The organism is Elusimicrobiota bacterium, assembly GCA_041658405.1.
Lineage (GTDB): Bacteria > Elusimicrobiota > UBA5214 > JBBAAG01 > JBBAAG01 > JBBAAG01.
The window spans coordinates 20320-33482 of record JBBAAG010000002.1; the positions used below are offsets into that span (position 1 = coordinate 20320).

Genomic DNA, 13163 nt, shown 5'->3' on the forward strand with positions numbered 1-13163 from the left:
CTACAGTAAACTTTAAATAGTGTCAACATAAACGTTAAAAGGAGAAAAAGTTGTTATGAAAAAGTTGTTAGTAACATTCCTGGCGGTAACGGTTGCTTTAGTATTGTATTCATGCGATAAGAAAGTAAACGCACCCGCAGCGCCGGAACAGCCGAAGGTAGAACAACCCTCAACACCGTCAGTAAGTACGGTGGTTGAAAAAAAACTGGGTACAGAGTTAGGCAAAGCGCCGGAATATGAAGTAACGCTTCTTGATGGCAGTAAACTTTCATCCAAGAGTTTGGCAGGTAAAATTGTAGTTATCGACTTCTGGGCAACCTGGTGCGGCCCGTGCCGTATGGAAATCCCGTGGTTTATTAACTTATATAAAAAGTACAAAGATCAAAATGTTGTTATCCTGGGAATTTCGCTTGACCGCGCAGGGAAGACGGTAGTAGAAAAGTTTTGTAAAGATACCAGCGTTAATTATCCTATAGCAATTGATGAGAACCAGGTCGTTACCAACGCATTCGGCAAAATATTCGGTCAAATAAGCGGGATACCAACAACGTTTGTTATCGACCAGGCGGGTATGGTAAGAAGTAAACACGTAGGGGTAACACAGGAAGCTCAGTTTGATTCCGAAATCAGCGCGTTGTTAAAATAAGAAATCAGAAAATACTTTGAACCGCAATATTTGGTTGATTATAGTATTAAGTTTAACACTGTTTTCCTGTGGGGCAAAAGTTGAATGGTTGAAGATGGAAGAAGAACGCATTAATCCCACAAGCCTGGTTACTCCGGAGGACGCGCCGTTATTTGCTGATGATATGGATCTCGTGTCGTTAAAGGAAGCTGCTGAACATAATACCTCATTACTTCGCAGCGGGCGTATCGCCGGTGGAGTTAAATTCGGGGATGATAATTACCAGTCTACAGATATCGCAGAATCTGTCAATCTTTTAATACAAATATTTGAGAAAACACAGGATTCCGGGGAACGCGATAAGTTGATCAAACAGAAGTTTAATATTTACCGTTCAGCCGGGCGTGATGGTAAAGGCGGGATGTTGTTTACGGGATACTACACCCCGACCTACCGCGGTAGTTTTGTTAAAACTGATGTTTATAAATATCCTTTATACAGCAAACCATCGGATGTTGCAACACGTAATCCGTATTATACCCGCGGCGAAATTGACGGCCAGGGTGTTCTCAACGGTAAAGGCTTGGAAGTTGCGTGGATGGAGAACGATCTGGACCGTTTTTTCCTGCAGGTACAAGGTTCCGGCGTGCTTGCGCAGGAAAATGGTAAAGGTATCATGGTGACTTACGGAGGGACAAACGGGCATGAGTACGTAAGTATAGGTAAGGTATTGATAAACGAGAAAAAAATTCCGGAAGCTGAAGTTTCAATGCAAAGCATCCGTGAATATCTAACAAAACATCCTGAGGATATCCGTCATGTATTTGATCAGAATCAAAGATACATATTTTTTGAAGCAAATGAAATCCCTACTGCCGCAGATGTGCAGAACGCGCTAACACCGGGACGGTCAGTAGCGGCTGACCTTCAGTTCTTCCCCAAGGGTTTACTCGCATTTTTGAAGACCGAACGCCCGGAAGTTAATGACAAAAACGAACTTACGCAGTGGAAACCGTTCTCGCGGTTTGTTTTTGTGCAGGATACAGGTTCGGCAATTAAAAGTCCCGGGCGGATAGATATCTACTGGGGTGCGTCAAGGTACGCGGAAGTTGCTGCGGGTAATCTCAAACACCCGGGTGAACTATATTTCCTGGTTAAGAAACCCTGATAGTTCCAACTTAAATATTACGTTCCGACCCGTACATCACTGGTTAATTGTTTTAACAACGCAATTACTGATAGTACTGCGAGGTAGCTGGTCTTAGGATTATCCGGTGAAGGTATATTGTGAGTATGAGTTGTTATATCTCCGAATTCGCCGCTAATACATATTTCATGGGAGTTAATCTTGGTATCCGGATCAGCTACTATTTTTACTCTTGGCAAGTACCGGAACTCTGTCGCTGCAGCAAGTACTGCTGCGACGTTTATGTTGACCGGGAAACTTTTTGCTGCTTCATAAACAGTACCGCTGAATATGCATTTCGGGCTAGTGAGTTTAGATAAATCAATTTTATGTTTCAAAACATACGGTGCGGAAGCTAAACTTGCAGGGCTTTTTGTGGTGGTAAGCATAAGGTTCTTGATTCCGCATACCGCCGCGGCTTTCACAGCGTCAACCCCGGCAATTGCTCCGGAAGGTAAGTGAAGTTTAACACCCTGTGCTTTGTATTTCTCAATAATTCGTTTGTTTAATAATAAACCGTTGATGCTGATGCATATAGTAGGCGTCCTGTATTTTAACGCTGCCTGCGCGACTACCGGCACTGCTGCGGGTGATGCGCATTCAAGTACGAGATCACAAATGTGTACCGCTGAATCTATGCTTTTACATATTTTAATTCCTGGTACAGCCAGGCCTGCTGCCTGTTCCGGATTTATGTCGTACACTGCCGCGAGTTTGATCCCCGGCACTTTGCCGGTGATTATACTCTTAACCACCTGACGTCCGATATTACCGCAACCGATGATTGATAGTTTAGTAATAGTTTTGTTTATTTTGTCCATACTTCACTTTCTGATAATTTGAGTATAACATCTTTACCGGTAACTACGCGTAGCTTACAGCTGTCAGTCATTACTGCCGGGAATGTAATTGTTTTCTTGAGTACATCGCGTGAATAGTTTGTGAACGTATTATCTACAGTCACCTGTCCTGCTGAATTCCAGCCGGCAGGGCTGCTACTATTTTTTGCCAGTACTTCAAGTTCATCAATTTTTCCTTGATAATATAATACTACTTTGTTGACTTCAAATGTTTTAGGGAAACGGTACTCAATTTCTATAACCGGTACTGGTGTTGACCATGATACAATCCAGTCGTTAAGTTTTGTAATACCCGCGTCAACATCGCCTGCCGTAGGAGCTGCGCGGCGGTTTGTGAGTTTACCGTCAGAAAATGTTAACCACCCGTCTTTTTGCTGTATTGTGGTATCTTTGATTAGATCAGGCGTAACAGAATACTTATACATCCCGCCGGGAGTATATTTAGAAGTATTTGTGAATGCAGGCTTGTTAGAATCCCAAAAAATGTAGTTATTGGTCAGGCATACGCCATCCGGGGGTAAGTGTTGCGGTAGTGTGTACTTCGGAAGTTTAAATCTCCAAATATCATGTCCTGTTGTTATCCCAACTTTTGCGCATAATAAATTAAACAGTTCTTTCCACGCAGTATCCGTAATATTTTTTTGTGTTAACGGGTTAAACCCGAACATCCATACAGTACCTTTCCCAAAACTGTGGGTAATAACCGCGGCGCTATTGTTTTTGTAAACAGCAACGGTTTGTGTATTATTATCATTTGGTAATAACTCATATCCGCGTTCATTAACACTTAACTCTTTGTTATTAAACACCTTGAAGTTAACAGTTTCAGTATTGACCCCAGGTAGTTTATTCCCAAGTTTACAACCAAATAACTGTGTGTAGTCTATTTGAGTGTCATCACCCAGAGGGTCGTACATAAACGCTTCCGGGTCAAATACCACAAGTGTTCCGCCGCTGCGGACATAATCCTGGATTTTTTGTACAACCTCCCTGCGTTCATATTTTGCGTAGGGGACAATAATTGTTTTGTAACTATTAAGGTTAATATCACCGCGGGTAATTTGGTTATCATCGATAAACTTAAACCATGCGCGGCATACCGGGCCGAGGAAAGTGTAGATCCATTCAACTTCGGAACTAAACGTTACGCCCTGTGACTGGTACGCGTCACAGGAGTATAATACCGCTGTATCACAAGTGTTAGGGAATTGTAGTTTGTTAATCTCAGCCGCACGCTGTGCGGTCTGCATTACTACCTCGTTTTGTACAGGTGAACCAAACCGCAGAGTGTATGTCCCACCGGTTTTGGCAACAACCCCGATGGTATCTTTTAAGTACAAATGTATCCCGGTACCGCCGTTGCGGTACACCTGGCTAAAATATTCACGGATTTCCTCTACAGTAAATGTACTTGCATAATTTTCTACGTGGCAGCACGGCCAGGTTTCTTTGCCCGTGAGGTCTGCTACGAGTTTTGTTAAGAACCCGAACTCGCACCGCGAGGAGTTTAAACTCGGGTATAATTGCGTGGTCATAACATCAAAATATTTTGTCCAGTACCCGAAATTGAAAGGTTTATGCGTAGATATAGGGTCCCATGAAACTATTTTTGTTTCCGGGGCAATGCTTTTTACAATATCAAGTACGCGTTGTTGCCTCACAAAATATTTGTCGAGTATCCATCGGTAGGTCGCGACCCAGCGTTGCCGTGCGGGGTCCTTTATATTTATGGGTAAACCGTATTTCCCGGCACCATACTTATTCATAATTTCAGTATTTACTTCACGGATAAACGCATAGGTGTCTTTCATCACTTCAAAGTATTTTATCAAGCGGGTAATTGCCTGTTCAATTTCTTCATCTCCTGAGTATATGCCCCAGATGACATCCTCGTTCTCTTTCAACGTTTTCTCTAAATCCGAGTAGTATGACTCCAGCCCTTCCGGGGATAAATTAGAAGTTCCCGCACTATCAGGTAACCGAGGGACATTCAAGGGGACACGTTTAGGAGACGGGTATAATAAACATTTTAACCCTTTTTCTTTTAGCGTATCGCGTATACCGCGCAGAGCTGCGGATTGTGATATCGGTAACAACTTGTTATTCTTCAGAATATCAAACGAGTCAGCGTAAATGTAGTCCATACCGTACTGCATACACATTGGGGGTAATGCCGGGCTGGTATCATGGAACCAGTAAATCGCGCCGTTTTGTGCCAGCCCAACGGTATTAGTACTTAAAAGTTCGGTATACAATTCATCGTATACCTGGAACACCCGCGGGGTGGGGGATTTTATTGGTAGCCGGCTTTCATACGAAGTTATCCCGGATGTATAAGAAAATACCGCTTCTGTTCCGCCATCAATATCCGCAGGATAAAATAGTTTAAGCGCCTCTCCTTTATTATTCTGTGTATCAGCAGTTTTTGATGATAAAAATATTGTATTTCCTGTAGTATCAACAATTTTTACTGCACAGGAAAAGTTGTTGCTGCCGGATTCAGGAAATGAGATCCTGAAATTGTTATACTCCACAGGCTGTGTAAGCCCGCGGAGTACTGCTCCGCGGGAATAAATGGCTGGTATATCGATATCTTTATTCTTCCCGGTTAATAATACCTCGCCATATTTTTCCATGTCCATTACCTGCCCGATAATCCCAGGCCAGTTTGTCACAGCCTTACCCGCGCGGGGATAGTTTCTGCCGATAAATAGGTTATAAACTTCACCGGGTTGAGGCGTGGTGTTCATTGACGTAAACGGAATACGCAGTTCCATGTACCACAGGCTTTTTGCGATAACCGTTTTTATTTCTGCTCCGGAATCCCATGTAATATCTTTCCCACCGGCAATAATTTGTTCGTCATAAATTATTCCGCGGGTGTTAATAATAATATGGTACGCACATTTTTTGCCGTTAGATGGGTCAATCATTAGTTCTATACTATCATCACCCCAAACTCGTCCGTCACGCGCGGTAGTTTTACATATAATTTTTGAAGTATCCTCATCAGCGCAGATTAAACCAAAGTACAGGTTGGTACTGTCATAAACAGCATAGGCGGTGGTATGGATAGCTAACGGCGTTTTACTCGCGATATGTGATTTAAACCCGGTAAATACTGATGCGGCCTGCCATTCTTCCGGCCTGATTTTGCCGTCGAGTATAATTGTATTATCTTCTACCTGTGTAAGAATAGGAAAACCGTGTTTTGCAGCAGAAGCCGTACTGAATAATAGGGATAAAAATATAAATGATATTGGTATTAGTTTCATACAATATCAAGCATACGCTGGATTGCCTGTTTTGCGCGGAGGCGGATAACTTCAGGTACATGAACCTCATATTTATTTTCAGCTAAGCTTTCCTTAATTTTTTCTAAGGTAACCCTTTTCATGTTCGGGCATACAAGTTTTGGGCTGGCAACAAAAAACTGTTTATTCGGATTTTGTTTCTGTAAACGGTATAACATCCCGTATTCCGTACCGATAATAATTTTTGTTACTGCAAGTTCGGGTACATGTTTGAACATCCCGCCGGTTGAGAAAACGTAATCCGCTAATGCCAATACCTCAGGGCTGCATTCGGGATGCGCCATAAATATGGCATCCGGATGCGCTTCCTGCGCGGCAATAACATCTTCTTTAGTAAGTTTCGCGTGGGTCGGGCAAAAACCGTCCCAAAGGATAAGTTCTTTCGTTGTGAATGACGATACATAACGTCCCAGGTTTTTGTCCGGTGCAAAGATAACTTTTTCTTCTTTTAACGCGTTAACTACGTGCACGGCATTTGATGATGTGCAGCAAACATCGGCTTCCGCTTTTACTTCAGCGGAAGAGTTTACATACACAACTACTGCAGCATCGGGATGTTCGGACTTTAGTTTACGTAATTGATCCGCATCAATTTGTTCCGCTAACGGGCATCCTGCTGCCAGGTCGGGTATTAAGACGTGGCGGTTAGGATTAAGGACCGCAGCGGTTTCCGCCATAAAACGTACCCCGCAAAAAACTATGGTTTCCGCATCAGTTCTTGCGGCGGTCCTTGCAAGTTCCAGTGAGTCGCCCAGAATATCCGCAATTTCCTGTACTTCTTCAATCTGATAATTATGCGCTATAATAATTGCATGCCGTTCTTTTTGTAACGCGCGTATCTGTTTTACTAACTCCTGTTTTTCGCTTAATGGATTCATCTTATTGTTTTACAACTCCTCATTAATTACACAACCAACCCGTTTAATAATTACACTTATAAACTATATGCGGTATAGTATATCAAACCTTTCATTAATACGATTATTATGAAAGTTATTTTATGTACAGATTGTCAATCAACCTTGTGTTGCCATACCATACGGCTAACAATATTACTACAGGTAATTTAATATTTTTAACTTCTTCCAAAGTATCCGGAGCGCAGATACTAATATAATCAATTTTAGAAGGATTGCTTTTATTGATAATACTGCGTATTGCACTCAAAACTGTTTTAGCAAACCGGATTTTTTTGTTTACTACCAACTTTCTTGCGGTATTAAGTGCACAGGATAATGCTAATGACTTTAAACGCTGTTCTTTTGATAGATAGGCGTTTCTTGAACTTTTAGCAAGGCCGTCATGTTCGCGTATAATCGGGCATTCAACAATACTTACGGCTAAGTTAAGATCCTGTACCATACGTTTGACCACGCGTATCTGCTGAAAATCTTTTAACCCGAAATATGCGCGGGTGGGGTTTGTTAGGTTGAAAAGTTTTAATACTATTGTTGCAACTCCGCGGAAATGGCCGGGCCGGAATTTGCCGCAGAGAAGGTTGTCAATTTTTTCAATATTAACATAGGTTTTGTATCCTTCGGGATACATCTCGTTAGGTACCGGCGTGAAAATGTAATCCACCCCGATACTGCGGCATAATGCCGCGTCTTTTTTCAGCATACGCGGGTAACGCAGGTAATCTTCATTCGGCCCGAATTGCGCGGGGTTAACAAAGATTGTTACTATAACAACATCATTTTCCTTCCGTGCGCGGGTTATCAACGCTGCGTGGCCGTCATGCAAAGCGCCCATTGTGGGTATAACACCGATTGTTTTTCCGGTGGAAGCCAACCGGCGTGAAATGTTCTGTATCTCGCGGCAGGTGCGGAGTATCTTCATGTATTTTCAACCCCGTACTTCACAACCTTTTGTGTTTTATCAGGTATTTGTAATAACTCATTAATATCCTTCCCTGTTATAGGATGAACAAACTGTGGTTCAATTTCCCCAAGGGGTACTAAAACAAACCGGCGTGATACCGCGCCGGGGTGCGGGATAATAAGGTTCTCGTCTTCCACCTGTAGGTTGTCATAAAACAAAATGTCGATATCAATCATCCTTGGGCCCCAATGCTGGCTCCGCAAACGGCCAAGCCTTACTTCAATTGCTTGACATAACTTCAGTAACCTCTGCGGTGCGTGTAATGAAGATATTTTTATGACAATATTAAGAAACGCAGGTTGTAACAATACCTTCCCTACGGGCGAAGTTTCGTATACTGACGATTGTTTTAGTATAGAAATCCCGCGGGTATTGCTCAACGCTTGTACTGCGGCAATAATATTTTTATCGCGATAACCAAGGTTTGACCCCAGGCTTAGATAAATTTCATGCATATTTAGAGTTTAATCTCGGACATACGTTTTAATGCTTCCATAATTTTTTCTATCGGTACAGTTAATGCGAAGCGTACATACCCTTCACCGCTGGGCCCGAACCCAACACCCGGTGTGCAAACAATCCCGGCATCATCCAAGAGTTTTCCGACAAACGCTGCGGAACTATAGTTTCTTGGGCATTTACACCACACATAAAACGTTGCCATCGGCAGTTTAGCTGACCACCCAAGGCCATTAAGGCCTTTTATAAAAATGTCACGGCGTTCACGGTATGTTTTCCGCATTTCAGTGACACAGGTTTGGTCAGATGATAAAGCCGCTACCCCTGCTTCCTGAACAGCATTGAATACACCGGAGTCGTAGTTATCCTTAACTTTTGCAAGCCCGGCAACTAAATCCTTATTCCCGCAAACCCATCCTATCCTCCAGCCTGTCATATTATAAGTTTTGGATAATGAATGAAACTCAATTGCAACATCCTTAGCTCCGGGTACCTGAAAAATACTGCCGGGCTTGTTATCTTCATCGTAATACATTTCGGAGTACGCATTATCTGAAGCAATGATGATCCCGTGTTTTTTTGCCAGTGCCACAACTTTTTCGTAGAACGCCATTGGCGCCACTGCGCCGGTCGGGTTGTTTGGATAGTTAATCCAAATAAGTTTTACGCGTTTAAGAGTGTTTAACGGTATAGCGTCGAGGTTGGGGAGGTAATTATTTTCTTCCTTCAACGGCATAAAGTATATTTTTCCGCCGGCAAATATTGTGCCGGATTGATACACAGGATACGCGGGTTCCGGGATAAGTACTGTATCGTCCGGATTGATAAACGCTAACGGAAAATGGCCGATAGCTTCTTTTGACCCGATAACCGCGTGTACTTCCGTCATTGGGTCCATGTTAATACCAAACCGTTGCTGCATCCATTGTGAAGCGGTTTCACGGAAAAGTTTTAACCCCGCACCAAACGGGTACTGGTGGTGTTCCGGTTTTTCTACCGCAATTTTTATGGCGTCAATAATATGTTTTGGCGTAGGGAGGTCGGGATCGCCAATACCTAAACTGATAATTTTAATCCCGCGCGCGAGTGCCGCTTTTTTTTTGCGGTCAATTTCCGCGAAAAGGTATGGGGGTAACTGCCCAAGTCTTTTGTTGAATTCAATACTCATAACAATGTTTTTTATACTCCTACTCTTTCTTTTTTATCGTTAATAAATACCGTATCCTGAACATAACATAAACCAAAAAAAACAGTATAGCAAGTGCAATCGTATTTACGGTTAACCCTTCAAATATTTCGGGATAATCCTTAAACGTTTTTGCAGTGAAGGTAATATCCGTTAAAGCTTGTAATTTAGGGAATATTCCGCCGGTATAAACCAGGATTGTCCATAGTAGCCAGTAGAGTACGGTGAGTACGGTCATCACAATGATAATCATCGCTCCTAAGTGTACCGGATCGTATTGCGGTACAGTTGGATCATCATTTTCTGTAAACTGGTTATTCAGGTACTGCTGAATTTTTTCAAGCCACTTACTATTTATCATTATTCTTACTTCAACCCCAAAACGTCTTGCATATCATATAATCCCGCAGGTTTTGAGGTAAGCCATTTCGCGGCGTATACCGCGCCGGAAGCAAACGCGTTACGGCTATGCGCGCGATGCGTTATCTCTACGCGTTCCCCTGCCCCAACGAACATAATCGTGTGGTCCCCAACGATATCGCCTCCGCGAACCGCGTGGACGCCGATCTCAGTTTTTTTTCTCGCCCCAACCAAGCCTTCACGGCCATAGACCGCGTCAGCCTTGAGGTCGCGGTTGAGCGTATCAGCAATAATCTCTGCAAACCGCGCAGCAGTACCAGACGGCGCGTCCTTCTTTTGGTTGTGATGCGCTTCAATAATTTCTACGTCGTAACCCTCAAGTTTTTGCGCAACTTCGCGTATGGTTTTGAATAAAATGTTCACTCCGATACTCATATTTGGCGCATGAACCACCGCGATTTTTGCGCTTGCAGTTTTTACCGCCAAGAGCTGGTCCGGGTTCAACCCGGTCGTGCCGATAACAATTGGTTTGCCAAGTTTCATAGCGGTTTCCGCGTGTTCTACTGACGCTGTGGGGGATGAAAAGTCGATCACAACGCCGCTTTTGGCAAACGCTGCGTCAATGTTATCCGTAATTTTTACTGCGGTGCCGATAACCGTGTTTCCAACCGCCGGGCTGGCAGATGCTTCCACCGCGCCGACAATCGTAAATTCTTTGTCCGCAACGGCTAACGCGAGTATCCGAGTGCCCATCCGCCCCGCTGCGCCGCATACTGTTAAACTTATCATAATCGTAAACTCCTCATAAATCTATTAGTTATTGTCAATACCCAATGCCTATAATAATACTATTTTTCCACATATCTCTCAAAATACTTTCTTACCTCAGTATTTGTAAAATGTACATAACATCCCTTCAAACCTCTTGAAAGCGAGGTTCTATAAATGTTTTTAATATACTGTTAAAATTTATTTACTTTTTGAAGTGTTGGATCTTTTGTTTCATTTATAGCAACCTTTAAAACAACGGTTGATATATATGACTTTTTGTTTGTATCTATTTGGGGTATATTATTTACCAATTCTCGACATAAAATACTCTTCCGTTTCTTTATCCGTAAAATACACGTAACACCCCTTCGTCCCCCGAGTCATGAGCGTTTTATAAGTATTTTTGATAATGTTGCCTGCAACTTCCTTCGCTTTCTCAAGATTATCTTCTAGCATCTTCCTGTACCCATTTAACGATTTATCCGTCCTCGCCCGGTTCGAAGGTACAGTCACAATCTCACCGTCACGGCATAACAAGTCTGGTCCGACAATAACACCGATATAATCAAGTTCCAACCCCTGGCACGTGTGTATACATCCCGCTTCTGTAACAGACTGAGGGTCGATTATCCATTTGTTCCCGTAACTTTTAAAATTCCATTTTATCTTAAAATCCCATCCTGGTATAACGATATCATACGCATCGGGATCCTTAGCACTTACCCAGTTCCAACAGTATCCCGCTACGATACGCGCTTTATTGTTAATCTGATTTTTCTCAAATATCATATCTCTTAGCTCCACTGGGCTTTTCATCACACGAAAGTCGTATTCTTGACGAGACAAATACATATTCGCTGTTGGCCGTTTCTGCAAAGTATTATCCAGCCATGCAAGGTATCCATCGGAACCGTTACACCTGAACTGCGAGGGTAGATCCATCTTAATCACCACTGCACCCAACTTTTTGGCCCAACACACTATTTCGTCAGTATCCCCAATATCTTTCAATGTAACCTTCTGATCTTCGTCTAAGAAGAATACGCACGTCCTAGCAGCATTGATTAACTCCTTTACCTGGTTTTCTCCTGAATTCTGAAACATCCCACTTCGTTCGTTCAACCTATGCGCTTCATCTACGATCAGACAATCGAAAACATTTGTGGCACAGTCAACAAACTTACCTGAACCACAAAAAAGGTTAGCAATCCTTGTCTTCTTCATAGTCCCCGTGAGTTTCACTTCGTACACCGTCCGCGGAGCGGAATTTTTTGTAACATACCTCGCGTTGTACTGTTTCTGGGTAGAAGCAACTAATAAATTCACAGCTACGACTGACTTACCGGTACCTGCGCCACCGTTGACAATCAACACTTGTTTTTTTCCGTTACGTATCATTTCTAACACGGTTTCGTACACTAACTTCTGTTCGTCTATCAGTACAAACTCTTTATTCCCTTTCATCAGAGAAGCCAACGAGTCTGCTAAGTTTTTTGACGGTTTTATCCGCCCGCTTTCGATGAGGAAAATACATTCAGACTTGTCTCCATATTTTACGAACTGTTTTATAAACTCCCTGAGTTTTATCGCATCGTTTTTAAGGAATACAGGCGCTTTCGATAAATGTTCCTGATAAAAAGAGTTGGTGATAACGTCATCTGGTATGTAGTTGTGTAGGTACGAACAGGGTTTCAATGAGATGCTGTAATCTAGCACCGCTTCGTTATAATCTTCTAGCAATGCAGCGTACGACCAGGCCTGGTAGCTCGGGTGTTGGCATTCATGCATACCGCCATTAACAAACGTTTTGACAACTGCATCCTGTTGAGTTAGTTTAGCGGACTCCCATTGTTTGAGTTCAATTATGATCAAATGGGGTGCGTTTTTGGTATCCTGCCCGCTGATGATAAAGTCTATCCTCCTTGAAGAAGACGGTATGACATACTCTATCGCTACTCCACAATCCGTTGGAATATCAGGATCGCTAAGCACGGTTTCCATGTACCGCAAAGAGTTTTGATACGCTCTAATTTCTGCAGGGGAATAACCCGATACATGTTTTAATTTAAGAGAATTCACTACTTTATCTGTGAGAGTATTATTTAAAACATCATTCGAAAACTCTGTTTTTGTTGCCGTATAAATAATCATTATAATCCCCTCTATAGCTGCGTATATTTTGTATGTTTCCCTTTTGATTTCCGAACAGGATACTTTGTTTGATTCTTTTTAAGTTTTTTTGCCAAGGCTATCAAGATATCAATTTTAAGATCATGACTCATCAACAATACCCAATACAGAACATCAGCCAGTTCATCCCCTATTGCATCTTTGTGTTGTATTACGTATTTCTCAATCTCTTCATTATTTTTCCATTGAAAATGTTCAAGAACTTCAGTTGCCTCAAGAACAAGCGACAACGCAACGTCTTTTGGATTATGAAACTGTTTCCAATCACGTTTTGTACGGAATTCAATAATTTTCTTAGTGATACTTTTTAGATTCATAGTTCCCGTGTCTA

At 42.4% G+C, this 13163-nt stretch carries 12 protein-coding genes; 2 read left to right on the forward strand and 10 right to left on the reverse strand.

Going from position 1 to position 13163, the window contains the following annotated elements:
- Positions 1-55 precede the first annotated feature (55 nt).
- A complete protein-coding gene (locus WC955_00755) occupies positions 56-646 on the forward strand; it encodes a TlpA disulfide reductase family protein (protein ID MFA5857574.1) in 591 nt (196 codons plus the stop codon).
- A gap of 16 nt (positions 647-662) precedes the next feature.
- Positions 663-1793, forward strand: coding sequence for an MltA domain-containing protein (locus tag WC955_00760; protein ID MFA5857575.1), 1131 nt, complete (start codon positions 663-665; stop codon positions 1791-1793).
- Positions 1794-1810: 17 nt separating this feature from the next.
- On the opposite strand, the gene WC955_00765 is transcribed toward WC955_00760, so the two are convergent.
- The 10 genes from WC955_00765 to WC955_00810 all read right to left on the reverse strand — a co-directional run bounded on the left by WC955_00765 (position 1811) and on the right by WC955_00810 (position 13149).
- Complete coding sequence (locus WC955_00765) at positions 1811-2632, reverse strand: aspartate dehydrogenase domain-containing protein (GenBank protein MFA5857576.1); 822 nt, start codon at positions 2630-2632, stop codon at positions 1811-1813.
- Positions 2620-5946, reverse strand: a complete 3327-nt coding sequence (locus WC955_00770; GenBank protein MFA5857577.1) for a beta-galactosidase trimerization domain-containing protein — start codon at positions 5944-5946, stop codon at positions 2620-2622. Before WC955_00770 ends, WC955_00765 begins: the two co-directional genes overlap by 13 nt.
- Positions 5943-6863, reverse strand: a complete 921-nt coding sequence (nadA, locus tag WC955_00775) for a quinolinate synthase NadA (protein MFA5857578.1) — start codon at positions 6861-6863, stop codon at positions 5943-5945. The genes WC955_00770 and nadA overlap by 4 nt, the downstream gene beginning before the upstream one ends.
- Before the next feature lie 115 nt (positions 6864-6978).
- The gene (gene panC, locus WC955_00780) at positions 6979-7824 is read right to left on the reverse strand and encodes a pantoate--beta-alanine ligase (protein ID MFA5857579.1); all 846 of its coding nucleotides are present in this window, start codon (positions 7822-7824) and stop codon (positions 6979-6981) included.
- Positions 7821-8321: a 2-amino-4-hydroxy-6-hydroxymethyldihydropteridine diphosphokinase gene (folK, locus tag WC955_00785; protein ID MFA5857580.1), complete on the reverse strand. Its 501-nt coding sequence runs from the start codon at positions 8319-8321 to the stop codon at positions 7821-7823. The genes panC and folK overlap by 4 nt, the downstream gene beginning before the upstream one ends.
- Positions 8322-8323: 2 nt before the next feature.
- Positions 8324-9493 carry an LL-diaminopimelate aminotransferase gene (locus WC955_00790; protein ID MFA5857581.1) on the reverse strand — a complete coding sequence of 390 codons (1170 nt, stop codon included), beginning with the start codon at positions 9491-9493 and terminating at the stop codon, positions 8324-8326.
- 19 nt (positions 9494-9512) lie between these two features.
- The gene (locus tag WC955_00795) at positions 9513-9872 is read right to left on the reverse strand and encodes a hypothetical protein (protein MFA5857582.1); all 360 of its coding nucleotides are present in this window, start codon (positions 9870-9872) and stop codon (positions 9513-9515) included.
- A gap of 5 nt (positions 9873-9877) precedes the next feature.
- Positions 9878-10660 carry a 4-hydroxy-tetrahydrodipicolinate reductase gene (gene dapB, locus WC955_00800; protein MFA5857583.1) on the reverse strand — a complete coding sequence of 261 codons (783 nt, stop codon included), beginning with the start codon at positions 10658-10660 and terminating at the stop codon, positions 9878-9880.
- Positions 10661-10942: 282 nt separating this feature from the next.
- Entirely contained in the window at positions 10943-12793 is a 1851-nt protein-coding gene (locus WC955_00805) for a DUF2075 domain-containing protein (protein ID MFA5857584.1), read from the reverse strand.
- A gap of 11 nt (positions 12794-12804) precedes the next feature.
- The gene (locus WC955_00810; GenBank protein ID MFA5857585.1) at positions 12805-13149 is read right to left on the reverse strand and encodes a nucleotide pyrophosphohydrolase; all 345 of its coding nucleotides are present in this window, start codon (positions 13147-13149) and stop codon (positions 12805-12807) included.
- Positions 13150-13163: the final 14 nt, after the last annotated feature.